General features: G+C 67.5%; 14 protein-coding genes. 4 read left to right on the forward strand and 10 right to left on the reverse strand.

The features are described 5' to 3' along the window. Positions 1–271: 271 nt before the first annotated feature. On the reverse strand, positions 272–1,045 hold the full coding sequence (locus BW990_RS10910; RefSeq protein WP_076448074.1) for a 3-hydroxybutyrate dehydrogenase: 774 nt from the start codon (positions 1,043–1,045) through the stop codon (positions 272–274). A 329-nt stretch (positions 1,046–1,374) separates the two neighbouring features. Between BW990_RS10910 and BW990_RS10915 the strand changes: the two genes are divergently transcribed. From BW990_RS10915 to BW990_RS10930, 4 genes are all read left to right on the forward strand, one after another. Further along, entirely contained in the window at positions 1,375–3,189 is a 1,815-nt protein-coding gene (locus tag BW990_RS10915) for an extracellular solute-binding protein (RefSeq protein WP_076448075.1), read from the forward strand. Positions 3,190–3,394: 205 nt separating this feature from the next. Further along, a complete protein-coding gene (locus tag BW990_RS10920) occupies positions 3,395–4,906 on the forward strand; it encodes a class I adenylate-forming enzyme family protein (RefSeq protein ID WP_076448076.1) in 1,512 nt (503 codons plus the stop codon). Positions 4,907–4,974: 68 nt separating this feature from the next. Continuing rightward, on the forward strand, positions 4,975–5,622 hold the full coding sequence (locus BW990_RS10925) for a DsbA family oxidoreductase (protein ID WP_076448077.1): 648 nt from the start codon (positions 4,975–4,977) through the stop codon (positions 5,620–5,622). A 109-nt stretch (positions 5,623–5,731) separates the two neighbouring features. Beyond that, positions 5,732–6,352 carry a YitT family protein gene (locus BW990_RS10930; protein WP_076448078.1) on the forward strand — a complete coding sequence of 207 codons (621 nt, stop codon included), beginning with the start codon at positions 5,732–5,734 and terminating at the stop codon, positions 6,350–6,352. 77 nt (positions 6,353–6,429) lie between these two features. Here BW990_RS10930 and ccoS read toward each other — a convergent pair whose 3' ends face one another. From ccoS to ccoN, 9 genes are all read right to left on the reverse strand, one after another. Further along, a complete protein-coding gene (ccoS, locus tag BW990_RS10935; RefSeq protein WP_076448079.1) occupies positions 6,430–6,588 on the reverse strand; it encodes a cbb3-type cytochrome oxidase assembly protein CcoS in 159 nt (52 codons plus the stop codon). Beyond that, on the reverse strand, positions 6,585–8,720 hold the full coding sequence (locus tag BW990_RS10940; RefSeq protein ID WP_234990222.1) for a heavy metal translocating P-type ATPase: 2,136 nt from the start codon (positions 8,718–8,720) through the stop codon (positions 6,585–6,587). Before BW990_RS10940 ends, ccoS begins: the two co-directional genes overlap by 4 nt. Continuing rightward, positions 8,717–9,172 carry a FixH family protein gene (locus BW990_RS10945; protein WP_076448081.1) on the reverse strand — a complete coding sequence of 152 codons (456 nt, stop codon included), beginning with the start codon at positions 9,170–9,172 and terminating at the stop codon, positions 8,717–8,719. Before BW990_RS10945 ends, BW990_RS10940 begins: the two co-directional genes overlap by 4 nt. Before the next feature lies 1 nt (position 9,173). Next, positions 9,174–10,733: a cytochrome c oxidase accessory protein CcoG gene (gene ccoG / locus BW990_RS10950; RefSeq protein ID WP_076448082.1), complete on the reverse strand. Its 1,560-nt coding sequence runs from the start codon at positions 10,731–10,733 to the stop codon at positions 9,174–9,176. 147 nt (positions 10,734–10,880) lie between these two features. Beyond that, positions 10,881–12,074: a glycosyltransferase gene (locus tag BW990_RS10955; RefSeq protein WP_076448083.1), complete on the reverse strand. Its 1,194-nt coding sequence runs from the start codon at positions 12,072–12,074 to the stop codon at positions 10,881–10,883. A 239-nt stretch (positions 12,075–12,313) separates the two neighbouring features. Then, entirely contained in the window at positions 12,314–13,189 is an 876-nt protein-coding gene (ccoP, locus tag BW990_RS10960) for a cytochrome-c oxidase, cbb3-type subunit III (protein WP_076448084.1), read from the reverse strand. Further along, positions 13,186–13,386: a cbb3-type cytochrome c oxidase subunit 3 gene (locus tag BW990_RS10965; protein WP_076448085.1), complete on the reverse strand. Its 201-nt coding sequence runs from the start codon at positions 13,384–13,386 to the stop codon at positions 13,186–13,188. The genes ccoP and BW990_RS10965 overlap by 4 nt, the downstream gene beginning before the upstream one ends. Positions 13,387–13,398: 12 nt before the next feature. Continuing rightward, positions 13,399–14,148 (reverse strand): cytochrome-c oxidase, cbb3-type subunit II, encoded by a 750-nt coding sequence (gene ccoO / locus BW990_RS10970; RefSeq protein ID WP_076448086.1) that lies wholly within the window; start codon positions 14,146–14,148, stop codon positions 13,399–13,401. A gap of 5 nt (positions 14,149–14,153) precedes the next feature. After that, a complete protein-coding gene (ccoN, locus tag BW990_RS10975; protein WP_076448087.1) occupies positions 14,154–15,755 on the reverse strand; it encodes a cytochrome-c oxidase, cbb3-type subunit I in 1,602 nt (533 codons plus the stop codon). Positions 15,756–15,878: the final 123 nt, after the last annotated feature.

Raw genomic sequence — 15,878 nt, forward strand, 5'->3', positions numbered from 1 at the left:
CCAGCGCCGGTCCGGCGGGCTGGCGCTGCAACATCCGAACTCAGCGCTTTATCTCATCATGCCATCGCGCCGATCATACCGCGCGCCCACGGCACCAAAGCGCCAGTCCGGTGGGTCCGGACCGGCGCTGGCCCGGCACCTTCGGTGCTGTTCGGGCCGCCTCGTCGCTCCAACCGGGCACCATGCGACCGGCTCGACAAGCGGCCGCCTTTTTCAACGCAAAAGGCCCCGGGAAATACCCGGGGCCCTTCTGGCATTCAGAAGACACCGCTTACAGCGCTGTCCAGCCCCCATCGACCGAGATCGTCGTCCCGGTGATCTGCGCCGCCGCGTCCGAGCAGAGGAACACCGCCGTTCCGCCAATCTGCTCCACCGTGGCGAACTCCTTCGACGGCTGCCGGTCGAGGATGACCTTCTCGATCACCTCTTCCTCGCTCATGTCGTACTTTTTCGCCGTATCGGGGATCTGCGCCTCCACCAGAGGGGTCTTCACGTAGCCCGGGCAGATGGCGTTCACCGTGATATGCTCTTTCGCGGTCTCCAGTGCCACGGTCTTGGTCATGCCGACGACGCCATGCTTGGCCGTCACATAGGCCGACTTGTAGGGCGATGCGGTCAGGCCATGCGCCGAGGCGATGTTCACCACGCGCCCCCAGCCCGCCTTGCGCATCATCGGCAGCGCCGCGGCGGTGCAATGGAAGGCCGAGGACATGTTGATCGCGATGATCGCGTCCCACTTCTCGATCGGGAATTCCTCGATCGGCGCGACATGCTGGATGCCGGCGTTGTTCACCAGGATATCGCAGGCACCCGCCTTCTCGATCAGCGCGCGGCACTGGTCGCCCTTCGACATGTCGGCCTGGATGTAGCGCACCTTGACGCCGAACTCCTTGGCGATCTCGTCGGCCAGCGCGTGATCCTCGTCGTTGTCGGTGAAGGAATTGATGACCACGTCGGCGCCCGCCTCGGCGAGCGACCGGGCCACGCCCAGACCGATTCCCGAATTGGAGCCGGTCACGATGGCGGTTTTGCCGGAAAGTTGCATGTCTCTGTCCTCTCTCTTGCTTGTCGCGGATGGCCGCAGGGCCCCGGGAATTGGCCGCTGTTTCGCAGCCTCCGGCGCCATATGCAAAGACAAGGGACGATCCCGCATCGCTGTTCCAGCGATTCCGCGCGCAGCAAACAAAAAAAACGCCGGCACAAGGCCGGCGTTCAGTTATTGAGGCAGGTTTCATACAGGCAAGAAACCTATCGAGCAGTGGTTCCTTGATAAGCGAGATTACCCCGCATGCCAAGCTAAAAGTTTGATAACCCCCGAACTCCCCGGTACCGTCGCCCGCAACAGAATAACGAGCAACAGGGATTGTTCCCGATATGGGCACGCAGTTTTTCCGCACTCTCGCGGTCGCCGGGGCCGCACTGGCCCTGCCACTTCTGGCAGGCAACGCAGAGGCCGCGCCGCAGCATGGCATCGCTATGTATGGCGAGCCCGCCTTGCCACCGGATTTTGTGGCCCTGCCCTATGCCAATCCCGACGCCCCCACCGGCGGGCGCATCGTCACCGGCGAGGTCGGCAGCTTCGACAGCCTCAACCCGCACATCCTCAAGGGCTCCACCCCGTGGCAATTGCGCTTTCTGGCCTATGAAAGCCTGATGGGCCGGAACTACGACGAACCCTTCTCGCTTTACGGCCTGCTGGCCGAATCGATAGAGGTGCCCGAGGACCGCTCCTGGGTGGAATTCACCCTGCGCGAGGAAGCCCGATTCTCCGACGGCACCCCCGTCACCATCGAAGACGTGATGTGGAGCTACGAGACGCTCGGCACCGAAGGCCATCCGCGCTATCGCGGCGCCTGGACCAAGATCGCCGCGATGGAACAGACCGGCCCGCGCTCGGTTCGCTTCACCTTCAATGTCGAAGATCGCGAATTGCCGCTCATCATGGGCCTGCGCCCGATCCTGAAGAAGGCGCAATGGGCCGAGGAGGAATTCACCGATTCGGGGCTCGGCACGATCCCCATCGGCACCGCCCCCTACCGCGTCACCGATTTCGAGGCGGGCCGCTATGTCACGCTGTCGCGCAACCCCGATTACTGGGGCCGCGATCTGCCCTTCATGGCCGGTCAAGCCAATCTCGACGAAATCCGGCTCGAATTCTTCGGCGACAGCCAGGCCATGTTCGAGGCGGTCAAGGGCGGGCTCATCAACTCGCACCGCGAATCGAACGCCGAGAAATGGGAGACGCAATACGACTTCCCCGCCGTGCGCGCGGGCGATCTGGTCAAATCCGAGATTCCGCATCAGCGCCCCTCGGGCATGATCGGTTTCGTGATGAACAGCCGCAAACCGGCCTTTTCGGACTGGCGGGTGCGCGCGGCCATGCTGCACGCCTTCAACTTCGAATATATCAACGACGCCATGACCGGCGGCCGGCAGGAGCGGATCACCTCCTATTTCTCCAATTCCTTCCTCGGGATGGAGCCGGGCCCCGCCACGGGCCGCGTCGCCGAGCTGCTGGAGCCCTATCGCGACGAACTGCTGCCCGGCGCGCTCGACGGCTACGCGCTGCCGGTCTCCGACGGCTCGGTGCGCAACCGCGCCAATATCCGCCGCGCCATGGGGCTGATGGAAGAGGCGGGCTACACCGTCCGGGACGGCGTGATGGTCGGCCCCGACGGCGCACCCTTCACCTTCGAGGTGCTGCTCGCCCAGGGCTCCGCCGAGGCGCAGTCGATCATCGACCTCTTCGCGCAAGCCCTTGAACGGATGGGGATTTCGGTGACAATCACGGTGATCGACCCCGCGCAATATACCGAGCGGTCGAACAATTTCGACTTCGACATGGCCTATTACCAGCGCGGCCTGTCGCTGTCGCCCGGCAACGAGCAGAAGCTCTATTTCGGCGCCGCGGCCGCCGACGAGCCCGGATCGCGGAACTGGATGGGCGTGAAAAGCCCGGCCGTGGACGGGCTCATCGACACCATGCTCAATGCCGAAAGCCGCGAGGACTTCATCGCCGCGACCCGCGCGCTCGACCGGGTGCTGACCACCGGCCGCTACGTGATCCCGATCTACCAGTGGAACATCAGCCGCATCGCCCATGCGAAAGAGCTGAAATTCCCCGACGCCCTGCCGATCTACGGCGACTGGCTCGGCTGGCAGCCCGATGTCTGGTGGTGGGAGGAGTAAGCCCCCCACCGCGCGTCCGCGATCCGCGGCGCGATTGCGTATTTGCGAAGAGGCAAGACCAGGAGGGCCAGCGCACCGGGCCGATGCGGGGCTCAGATGAGGCGCGGTCGCCACGTTAACTCACTGATAATATGCATTAATTCTTTCGCATGCGAAAGGTTTTCGGCGCCCTTGCGCGCAGGCGCCGCCATGGCATAACGGCGCGATGAACTCCGTTTTCGATCAAGGCATGGCCCCGACCTGCCCCGCGCCGTTCAATCTGGCCGAGCATGTGCTGGGCGCGGGCGCGGCGCCGGACAGCAAGATCGCGCTGGCGGTGCTGGGTCCCTCCCGCGCCGAGCGCTGGTCCTACGGCAAGCTGCGAGCGGCGGTGCGCGGCGTCGGCACCGGGCTTTTGCGGCAGGGCCTCGCGCCCGGCGACATCGTGCTCATGCGGATCGGCAACACGCCCGATTTTCCCATCGCCTATCTCGGCGCCATCGCCGCGGGGATCGTGCCGGTGCCCACATCGGCGCAGCTGACCGCGCCGGAAGTGGCGGTTATGATCGATCAGCTCTCCCCCGCCGCGATCCTGAAGGCGGACGGTCTGGCCTGCGCCGAGACGGATATCGCGACGATCCCCCGCGATGCCCTCGCCGGCTGGTTCGACCTGCCGCCCTGCGACTGGCATCGCGGGGATCCCGAGCGGCTCGGCTATATCGTCTACACCTCCGGCACCTCGGGTGTGCCGCGCGCGGTCTGCCATGCCCATCGCGCGATCTGGGCGCGGCGGATGATGCGCGACGGCTGGTACGGGCTGACGCCCGCAGACCGGGTGCTGCATGCGGGCGCGTTCAACTGGACCTTCACCCTCGGCACCGGGCTCCTCGATCCCTGGAGCGTCGGCGCCACCGCGCTGATCCCCGCCGAGGGCGTCAGCCATGCCCAGATACCGCTGCTGCTGCGCCGTCACGAGGCGACGATTTTTGCGGCGGCACCGGGTGTTTACCGGTCGATCCTCAAGCATCACGCGAAGATCGGCCTGCCGCGTCTGCGGCATGGGCTGGCCGCGGGCGAAAAGCTGGCCGCCCCGATCCGCGACGCCTGGCACGCGGCGACCGGTACCGCGATCTACGAGGCTTACGGCCTCTCCGAATGCTCGACCTTCATCTCGGGCGCGCCCGATCGCCCGGCCCGTGGGGACGCCACGGGCACGCCGCAGCCGGGCCGCCGGGTCGCCATCCTCGGCCCCGAGGGCCCGGTGCCGCATGACACGCCCGGCGAGATCGCGGTCGATGCGCGCGATCCCGGCCTGATGCTGGGCTATCTCGGCGCCGAGGCCGAGACCCGTGCGCGGTTTCGCGACGGCTGGTTCCTGACCGGCGATCAGGGCGCCATGGCCGACGATGGCCAGATCACCTATCTCGGACGCGCCGACGACATGATGAATGCCGGCGGCTACCGGGTCTCGCCGGTGGAGGTGGAGGCCGCCTTCCTCGCCCATCCCGGCATCGAGGAATGCGGCGCGACCGATCTCGAGGTGAAGCCGGGCGTGCGCATCATCGCGCTGTTCTGGACCGGGCCCGCGCCGCTGCCCGACACCGAGCTGCAGGACTGGGCCGACGCCCGGCTCGCCCGCTACAAGCAGCCGCGCGCCTTTCACCGGCTGGACGCGCTGCCGAAAAACCCCAACGGCAAGCTCGTTCGCAAAGCGCTGCGCGCGCCGGGTCCGGGCTGAGCGCCCGAACGTGCATTTCCGCGCCCGGGCTGGTAAGACGGCGCAAACCTGACGCAGGAGGGCCCGTAATGGCCAAACTCGACATCTTTTCCGACCCGATCTGCCCGTGGTGCTATATCGGCAAGAGCTTCCTCGACAAGGCGCTCGCGGAGCATCCCGACCACCCGTTCGAGATCACCTGGCATCCCTTCCAGCTCAACCCCGACATGGCGCCCGAGGGCATGGATCGCCGCGCCTACCTGGAAGGCAAGTTCGGCGGCAAGGAAGGCGCGGTGCGGGCCTATGCGCCGGTCGTAGAGAAAGCCCGCGAAGCCGGGCTGGAGATCAATTTCGAAGGCATCGCGCGCACGCCCAACACGCTCGACGCCCATCGCCTGATCCATTGGGCGGGGATCGAGGACCGCCAGGTCGCCGCCGTCTCGGCGCTGTTCGAGGCCTATTTCGTCGAGGGCCGCGATATCGGCGACCATGACGTGCTGGCCGATATCGCCGACGGCATCGAAATGGATGCGAGCGTCGTGCGCCGGCTTCTGTCGAGCGACGCCGATATCGAGGAGATGCGCAACCGCGATGCCGCCGCGCGCGAGATGGGCATCACCTCGGTCCCGACCTTCATCGTCGCGGGACGCCACGCGGTGCCGGGCGCGCAGCCGCCCGAGCTTTGGACCAAGGTCATCGGCGAGATCGCCGCAGGCGCGCTCGACGCCGCGGAATAGGCCCGGGCGCGCGCCGCAGCGCCTGTTTTTCCGGCAGCCGGGCCGCCTTCGAGGCGTGCAAGCCGGCCCTTGCCTTGAAATTCCGCGGGCGCGCGTCAAGACCAAGCTGATGTTGCTTCTCTCAGATCCGCCCCCCGACCGGCACACCTTGGCCGAGGACGTGCAAGGCATGCTCATCGGCTGCACGCTGGTGGCTTTGTCGATCCAGTTCCTGCGCGCCTCCGAGCTGATCACCGGCCAGGTCGCGGGCCTGTCGCTGGTCTTGGCCTATCCGACGGGATGGAGCTTCGGCGTGGTCTTCTTCGTGCTGAACCTGCCCTTCTACGTGCTGGCGATCCGCCAGATGGGCTGGCGCTTCACGGTGAAGAATTTCATCGCGGTGACCACCATGTCGGTCATGGCCGAACTCATGCCCTTCGTCGTCGAGGTGCAGCCGCTGCATCCCGCGGTGGGGGCGGCTTTGTTCGGGCTCTGCGCGGGGATGGGGCTCCTGGGGCTTTTCCGGCACGGCGCGTCGCTGGGCGGCGTGGGGATCGTGGCGCTCTGGCTGCAGGATACGCGCGGGATCAAGGCCGGGAATACGCAGCTCATCTTCGATCTGGGGGTGTTCACCCTCGCGCTATTCCTGTTTCCCTGGGAAAAGGTCATGTGGTCGCTGCTGGGCGCGGTGATCCTGAACGCGATCATCACTATCAATCACCGGCGGGATCGCTATATCGCGAAGCCCTGATTGGCGTCGCGTCGGCGAACGGAGCGCCCGGCGCGGGATCAAGACGGCCTCTGGCCGTCGCCGCCCTGATCCGAAGCCTAGCGCTTCGGCGCGTCGTCGAACCGGTCGTCGAGGGGCCGCTGACGCGATCCTTCGGGATCGTCGTATTGCCCCTTGGCGATGGTCCAGACGAAGGCCGCGAGGCCCAGAAGGCCCAGGCCGACCGAGACCGGGATGAGGAAGACCAGCACGTTCATTTCTGCCCCCGCACGGCATTGAGCGACACGGTCACCGACGACGTGGACATCGCGATGGCCGCAAGAAGCGGCGTCGCAAAGCCCGCCAGCGCCACCGGCACCGACACCACGTTGTAAAGCACCGCCTGCGCAATGTTCTGCTTCATGCGCGCCTTTGCAACCTTGGCCGCCCGCAACGCCTCGGCCACCGGCGCCAGATGATCGGAGAGGAGCACGAGGTCAGCGGCATTGCGCGCGGCATCGAGCGCCGAGGACGGCGCGATCGAGGCATGGGCGACCGCGAGCCCGCCGGTGTCGTTGAGCCCGTCGCCCACCATGAGCGGCTTGCGGCCCGCCTCTTTCGCCGCACTCAGCCATGCGGCCTTGGCCTCGGGCGACATGCGCGGCAGGGCGGTCTCGATCCCGAGGGTGCGGGCCATCCGGGCCACCGCGTCGGGCGCATCGCCCGACAGCAGCGTGACCTCGTAGCCCGCATCGCGGATCGCGGCCACGGTGTCGGTGGCATCGGCGCGCAGCTCTTCCGAAAAGGCCAGCGGCAGGACCGAACCGTCGGCGCGGCGCAGCGCCGTGGCGCCCTCGGTGGCGCCCACCCAATCGGCCCGGCCCAGCCGGACCGGCCCGGCCTCGGTGGTGGCGGTGACGCCATGTCCCGGAATTTCGCGCAGGTCCGACAGTTTGGCGGGCGTCACGCCCCGCCGCATCGCCGCCGCCGCGAGGGCGCGGGACACCGGGTGCGAGGAGCCTTCGGCCAGACCCGCCGCGAGCATCAGGTCGGCCTCGGAGAGATCGGATGTCAGCGTCATCCGGCCCGTGGTCAGCGTGCCGGTCTTGTCGAAGACCACCATGTCGATCTCGGCCAGGCGTTCGAGCGCAGTGCGCGATTTGACCAGCATCCCCTTGCGGAAGAGCCGCGCGGTGGTGACGGTCGAGACCGCGGGCACGGCAAGCCCCAGCGCGCAGGGACAGGTGATGACCAGCACCGAAATCGCCACGTCGAGCGCGCGCCATCCGTCCGCGGTGGCGTAGAACCAGGCGATGAAGGACGCGGCGCCGAGAATGTGCACGAGCGGCGCATAGACGCGCGCGGCGCGGTCGGCGATCCCGGCATAGCGGCTTTTCTGCATCTCGGCGGCGGCCACCAGATCGGCGAGCCGCCGCAGGCTGGTATCGGCGCCCGCGCGCAGCGTCCGCACGAGCAGCGGGCCGGTCAGCGTCACCTCGCCCGCGGCCACGGCATCGCCGACACCCACCGCGTCGGGCTGGCTTTCCCCGGTGAGCGCGGCACGGTCGAGGTCGGTCTCGCCCTCGAGGATCACGCCATCGACCGGCAGCCGGTCGCCCGGGCGCACGCGGATCAGATCGCCGGGCTGGATGTCGGTGGCGCGCACGATCTCTTCGCGGCCATCGACGACGCGGACGGCCTGCGGCGCCTCGAGCGCGGCCAGCTCCGCCGCGGCGGACCGCGCCGAGGACCGGCCCATGTGATCGAGATACCGCCCCACCAGCAGGAAGAAGGTCAGCGCCAGCGCCGCGTCGAACCACGCCGCGCGATCATGGCCCAAAAGCGCGCCCGCGAGCGAGGCCAGAAGCGCCAGAAGGATCGCCACGGAGATCGGCACATCCATGTTGAGCCGCCCCGCGGAGAGCGCACCCAGCGCGGAGCCAAAGAAGGGCCGCGCGGAATAGGCCACCGCAGGCACGGCGATCAGCGCCGAGATGAGGTGAAAGAGAAGCGCCGTGGAGTGATCGGCACCCGACCAGACCGCGACGGAGAGCAGCATCACGTTCATCATCGCAAAGCCCGCCACGCCGACGCGCATCAGAAGATCGCGCCCGGAGCGATCCTGCCCGCCCAAGAGCCCCGGATCGAAGATCTGCGCGCGATGCCCGGCGCGGGCCAGCGCGTCGATCAGCGTGTCGGGCGAAACGCCGCCCGAGGCGACGAAGGCGCGCTTCAGCGTCAGGTTCACCCGCGCCTCGCCGAGGCCCGGCACGGCGTTCAGCGCATCCTCGACGCTGGCGATGCAGACGGCGCAATGGATGTCGGGCAGATGCAGCACCAGATCCGGTGCTGCGGTCGCGGCGCGGGCGGGATCGGGCAGCGCCGCGCAGGCCGGACAGGCGGCCGTCACGAGCGCACCCAGAGAAGGATGCGCTTCTCGACCGGCGTGCCGTCGGGTGCGGTGGCGGCCACGTCCACCCGCCAGCGCCCGGGCGCGAGGTCGAGCGGCAGCGCGCGGCCAAGCGCGGCGCGGCCGTCGAGATCCTGCGCCTCCATCGTCGGGCGGCCCACGCGCACGGTCAGGTCCCCGGGCGCGACCGGGTTGCCCACGCGGTCGGTCATGTCGATGCGCAGCGCGCCGTCCGCATAGGCGGCGTCGATCTGCCAGCCCAAAGCCTCCTGCGCGTCGCGGCGGCTGTCGAAGACCTGGCTCGCGACGTAGGAATTCTCGACCTCGAGGCCGGGGAAGGTGCGCACGGCATTGACGGCGAGCGTGAGGTTCACCGCGATGATGATCGAGAACCCGGCGGCGAAGATGGCGAAGACCTTGCGGCCGGTGAGCGGTTTGGCGGGAGCGGTCATGTCACTGGCCCTTTCCGTTGAAGGTGGTGTCGACGAAGGCGCGCTCGCCCGACTGGAAATCCTCGACCCAGATGCGGAACTCGGTCCGGTCGGCATTGGCGGCGGGGGAATCCGGCGGTGCGGTGAAGTAGATGCGCGTGATGCCGGTGGTGTTGGCGGGCACCGGGATGGTGCTGCCCGGATGGCCCTCGATCTCGAGGTCGAGATTGGCGCCGAAGCCGGGCGAGACGAGGTAGACGCGGTCGTCGCCGTTCTTGTTCAGGATGCGCAGGTCGTAGGCGTTGCGGATCGTGCCGTCCGACAGCGTCACGTAGGTCGGGTTGCGGACCGCGCCCACGGTGATGTCGATCTCGGAGCGGATGAAGAGCAGGAAGACGAGCCCGAGGCCGATCCCCGCCCAGAGCACGGTATAAAGGATGTTGCGCGCCCGCAGAACATGCACCCAGAGCGAGCGCGGCGGCTGCCCTTCGCGTTCCCGCGGCGCGTCCGAAAGGGCGATGTAGTCGATGAGGCCGCGTTCCTTGCCGACCTTCTCCATCACCTCGTCGCAGGCATCGATGCAAAGCGCGCAGGTGATGCAGGCCATCTGCTGGCCGTCGCGGATATCGATGCCCATGGGGCAGACATTGACGCAGGCATTGCAGTCGATGCAATCGCCCGGGCCGTCGTGATGCACCGCCCCCGAGGCGGTGTCGGGGATGCCCGGCATCTTCAGCGCGGGCGAGCGGCCGCCGAGCTGCGGACCGGCCGCGCGGGTGACGGCGGCGTCCTCGGCGGCATGGGCGGCCTCTTCGGCCTCGTGGCGGCGGCGCAGGCCCTTGCCGCGTGGCTCGCCGCGCCATTCGCGGTAGGCCACGGTCAGCGTGTCCTCATCCATCATCGCGCCCTGGATGCGCGGCCAGGGGCACATGTAGATGCAGACCTGTTCGCGCATGAAGCCGCCAAAGACGACCGTGGTGAAGGTCAGGATGCCGATGGAGGTATAGGCGACGGGATGCGCCGAGAAGGTCAGAAGGTCGCGCAAGAGCGTCGGCGCATCGGTGAAGTAGAACACCCAGGCGCCTCCGGTGGCGAGGCCGATCGCGACCCAGATCGTCCACTTGGTTAGGCGCAGGCGCCATTTGCGTGCCGACCACGGCGCCTTGTGCAGGCGCAGCCGCGCATTGCGGTCGCCTTCGACCCAGCGCTCCACGAGGATGAAGAGATCGGTCCAGACGGTCTGCGGACAGGCATAGCCGCACCAAACCCGGCCCAGCGCCGCGGTGAACAGGAACAGGCCGAGCCCCGCCATCACCAGCAGGCCCGCGACGAAGTAGAACTCGTGCGGCCAGATCTCGATCCAGAAGAAGTAGAAGCGGCGATTGGCGAGGTCCACGAGCACCGCTTGGTCGGGCAGGTTCGGCCCCCGATCCCAGCGCAGCCACGGGGTGAGGTAATAGATCGCGAGCGTCACGCCCATGATCCACCATTTCAGACGGCGGAACGTGCCCGAGACGCGGCGCGGGAAGATCGGTTCACGCGGCGCGTAAAGCTGCGGGGTTTCAGTGCCTTGATCGGACATGCGAAGGGAATCCTTGGCCGGGATTTTTGCCAGCTATGGCATCCCCCGCCCTCCGGCCTCCTTGACCCAGATCAATCCCGCGCGGACCTGCCCAAATGCCGCACCCCCGTGGTGCGGCGCGCGGCGGCCGGATGCGGTCGGATGCGGTCAGATGCGGGCGGGCATCGTGCGCGCGATCTCGGCGAGATGGTGCATGCGGGCGCGGAACTCGGTCTCGAAATCATGGGCTTGAGCGAAGGTGCGCGCCCGGTCCGAGGCCTGGACGAGACCGTCGCGGTCGGCATCGCAGGCCGCGATCTGCGCCGCCAGCGCCGGGACATCGCCCAAAGGGCTGGCCCAGCCGGCCTGCGACGCCTCGGCAAGGGCCGCCCACATGCCGTTGGCATAGCCCGCCACCGCAAGCCCGCAGCCCATGTTCTCGAGATAGGTGCAGGACGGGTCGGATTGCCGGTGACAGCAGAGATAGAGATCGGCATTGGCGCGCAGCCAGGGCACGAGCCCGGTCTCGAAATCGAGCGGCGCATGCAGGGTGACCCGATCGCCGAGCCCCGCCGCCCCGATCTGCGCCGCGATCCGGTCCCGCAGGCTGCCGGTTCCGAAAATATCGAGCGTGAACGGTACGTTGCGCGACGCAAGGGATCTGGCCACCGGAACGAGGTCCTGCACCCCCTTCATCGGGTCGAGCCGCCCGGAATAGGCCAGCCGCAGCGGCGCGCCGGCCTTCAGCCGGGCATGGCGCGCCGCCTGTTCCGCGTCGGTCGCAAAGAGCGCGGGTCTCATGCGGTTGTCGAGATAGAGCAGCGCCTCGGGATCGTGGCGCAGGCAAACCGCATAGGCCGGGTAGCCGTTGGCCTGAAGGGCAGCGGCGCGCGCCAGAAGACCCCGGCGGTTTCGCTCGCGCAGGGCGATCCGAAGCGCCGAGATCGCGCGGCGCGGCCAGGGCCGGCTTTCGTCGAGCCACGCGATGCGCAGCCGTGTCTCGAGCGTGTATTCGAGCGTCGCGACCAGCGGAATGCCCCGGGCCACCGCCATGTCCGCCAGACCGAAATTGCGGTCGTCATCGGCGCTGCAGAGCAGGATGTCCACGCCGTCGAGATCGGCGGGCAGGATGGCGGCATCGGCGGGGCGGATGGTCAGCTCGAAGGGCTCCCTGCCCGGGTCGATGGCGCGGGCGCCGAAGGGGATGTCGCGGGCGCCCTCGCGCAGCAGAACCCGGATCGTCCCGGGCCAGAGCGCCGCCTGCAGGCGCATCCCCTCGACGAACTTGCCGTCGAGCGTGACGCCGGTATCGGTCCGGATCACCGGGGCGGGGGCGATCATCAGCAGATGCGGCTCGGTCATGCTGCGGCCTGTGCACAGGGGGTTTTGCGGCGACACTGGCACGCGGCGGGAGACGGGGCCAGCGCGAATGCGGGGCCTTCTGCGCATCGCGCCGGAAGCGGCACGCGAAAGGAGGAGGCCCCGGCCAGAGCCTCCCCCCACCCCGCGAGCCCCACCTTCCCTGCTGGAGCTCCCGGGACCCGAACCCGACCGCCCTTCACAGCCGGATCCGGGTGTTCTGTCGACGCTCCGGCGTGCCGTTACTCGGCTGCCGGTGCGTCCTCGCCGCCGCCCAGCTGGTGGACATAGGCGGAGACCGCGCGCACCTCGTCCTCGGTCAGGAAGGCGCCCCAGGCGGGCATCACCCCGAAGCGGGCATTGACGATGGTGTAGGTCAGGTCTTCCTCGCTGGAGCCGTAGAGCCAGATCGCGTCGGTGAGGTTGGGCGCCCCGAGATCGTGGTTGCCCTTGCCGTCCTCGCCATGACAGGCGGCGCAGTTATTGGCCCAGAGCTCGCCCGCCTCGCCCGCCATCGGGTCGGCCCCGTCATCGAGCGTCTGCACATGGGCCACGATCAGCGCGATCTCCTCATCCGAGAAGATCTCGCCATAGGCGGGCATCTGGGAATAGCGCGCATCGGGGTCGTCCTCGTTGCGGATGCCGTGACGCACCGTGTAGGCGATCTCCTCGATCTGGCCGCCCCAGAGCCAGGCGTCGTCCAGCAGGTTCGGATAGCCCTTGGCCCCGGCGGCGCCCTGCCCGTGGCATTGCGAACAATTGGTGCGGAAGACCGCCGCACCGTGCTGCACCGCGTAGTTCTGCAGCGCCGGATCGTCCGATACCGCCGCGAGCTCGGTCTCGATGAGTTGCGCGCGCAGATCGGCATTGGCCGCCTCGGCCTCGGCGATCTGTTCGGCGACCTCGCCCCGGGTCGACCAGCCCAGAACCCCCGCCGAGGCGGACGAGACGAGCGGCCATGCGGGATAGAGGATGGTGTAGATCACCCCCCAGACGATGGTGGCGTAGAATGTCCAGAGCCACCAGCGCGGCAACGGCGTGTTGAGCTCCTCGATGCCGTCCCAGCTATGCCCCGTGGTCTCGGTGCCGGTGACGTCGTCGCGTTTCTTGTCGGTCATTTCGGCTCTCCTGTCGGGCTGTGGCCCTCGGCGCCACGCGGCGCGTCGTCGTTGCGGAATACGGTGCGCGCCGCGTCGTCGTGCAGCGGGCGGGATCCGGGCCGGAAGGCCCAGACGATCACCCCGAGGAACACCGTGAACAGCGCCAGCAGCACCCAGCTGTCTGCAAGTTGGCGCAGGAAGGAATAGGTCTCCATCTCGCCCTCCCCCTACCGGTTGGCATCGGCGGTGAAGGTCGAGAAATCGACCAACGTGCCGAGCATCTGCAGATAGGCGATCATCGCATCCATCTCGGTCAGCTCCGGCTGGCCGTCGAAGTTGCGCACCTGCGCGCCGGGATAGCGTTCGAGCAGGCCGTCATAATCGCCGAAGGGATCGACCTGCACCCGGAAGTCGGTGACCGCCGCGTCGATCATCTCGTCGGTATAGGGCACGCCGACCATGCGGTGGGTGACCATGAGATCGCGGATGTATTCCGGCTCGATGGGCGTCCGGGCGAGGTAGTCGTATTTCGGCATGACGCTTTCGGGCACCACCGCCTGCGGGTTGGCGAAGTGATCCACGTGCCAGGCATCCGAGTAGCGCCCGCCCACCCGCGCGAGATCAGGCCCGGTGCGTTTGGAGCCCCACTGGAACGGATGGTCGTACATCGATTCCGCCGCGAGGGAGTAATGGCCGTAACGCTCCACCTCGTCGCGCATGGGCCGGATCATCTGGGAATGGCAGACATAGCAGCCCTCCCGAATGTAGATCTCGCGGCCGGTCAGCTCGAGCGGGGAATAGGGGCGCATGCCGTCCACTTCCTCGATCGTGTTCTCGAGCCAGAAGAGCGGCGCGATCTCCACGATCCCCCCCACGGTCACCACCACGAAGGAGCCGACCAGGAGGAGCGTCGCGTTCTTTTCCAGGATCGCATGGCGGTCGAGGAAGGTTTTCTTCTTTTTGGTGTCTTCGCTCATGATCCTTACTCCGCGGGCATGGCTTGGGTCTGGGCGGCGTCGCGTTGCGGCACGGCCCGGACCGTCATGAAGAGGTTCCAGCACATCAGCAGCGCGCCGGCGAGGAACAGAAGTCCGCCCGTCATCCGCACCACGTACATCGGGAACTTGGCCGAGACGGTGTCGGCGAAGGAGTTCACGAGGAAGCCCTGCGCGTCGACTTCACGCCACATCAGGCCTTCCATGATCCCCGTCACCCACATCGACGCGGCGTAGAGGACGATGCCGATGGTCGCGAGCCAGAAGTGCCAGTTGACGGCGCGCAGCGAGTAGAGACCGGCCCGGTCCCACAGCTTCGGCGTCAGGTAATAGAGGCAGGCGAAGGTGATGAGCCCGTTCCAGCCGAGCGCACCGGAATGCACGTGGCCGATGGTCCAGTCGGTGTAATGCGACAGCGAGTTGACCGCGCGGATCGACATCATCGGGCCCTCGAAGGTCGACATGCCGTAGAAGGCAAGGCTCGCCACGAACATCCGGATGATCGGGTCGGTGCGGATCTTGTCCCAGGCGCCTTCCAGCGTCATCAGGCCGTTGATCATGCCGCCCCAGCTGGGCATCCACAGGATGATCGAGAACACCATGCCGAGCGTCGAGGCCCAGTCGGGCAGCGCCGTGTAGTGCAGATGGTGCGGACCGGCCCAGATGTAGAGGAAAATCAGCGCCCAGAAGTGGATGATCGACAGCTTGTAGCTGTAGACCGGGCGGCCGGCCTGCTTCGGGACGAAGTAATACATCATGCCGAGGAAGCCCGCGGTCAGGAAGAAGCCCACCGCGTTGTGGCCGTACCACCATTGCGTCATCGCATCCTGCACGCCCGAGAAGACCTGCACCGAGCGCGAGCCCCAGATCGAGACCGGGATCGACAGGTTGTTGACCACGTGCAGCATCGCGACGGTCACGATGAAGGCGAGGAAGAACCAGTTGGCCACGTAGATATGCGGCTCGCGGCGCTTGAAGATCGTGCCGAGGAACACGGCGAGATAGCAGACCCAAACGATGGTGAGCCAGATATCGACGTACCATTCAGGCTCGGCGTATTCCTTGGACTGGGTCGCGCCCAGAAGATAGCCGGTGGCCGCCAGCACGATGAACAACTGATATCCCCAGAAGACGAACCAGGCGAGGTTCCCGCCCCAGAGCCGCGCGGCGCTCGTGCGCTGGACGACATAGAGCGAGGTCGCGATGAGCGCGTTGCCTCCGAAGGCGAAGATCACCGCCGAGGTGTGCAGCGGGCGCAGGCGGCCGAAATTGGCATAACCCTCGGACCAGTCGAAATTGAGCGCGGGCCAGGCCAGCTGCGCGGCGATGAACACCCCCACGAGAAAGCCCACCACACCCCAGAGGGCGGTGGCGATGACGCCCGCGCGAATGGGGCCGTCCATGTAGGCGCCCTGGTCCGGCAGCAGCCGGGGCTCGTCCACATTGCGTAATTCCCAAAGAAAAAGTCCGCCCGCGATGACCATGACGATGGCCGCGTGAACGGAATAGGCGAGGTCGCGGCCCCAATTCGCGGCAATCGCCGCGACAAGCGCCACAAGGCCCAGAAGGGCAAGCCTTGCATAAACCATGTCTTTCGTTCCCTTGACGTTTCTTGAGCCTGCCCACGGATTGCGGGCGGGCCTGTGCGTCAGGGGGTGCCACGGATGGCGCGCGATCCGCTTTGACATGGATCAACGATGCTGCAGTGCCGC

Origin of the sequence: Roseivivax lentus, assembly GCF_900156805.1 — a bacterium.
Taxonomy (GTDB): Bacteria; Pseudomonadota; Alphaproteobacteria; order Rhodobacterales; family Rhodobacteraceae; genus Roseivivax; species Roseivivax lentus.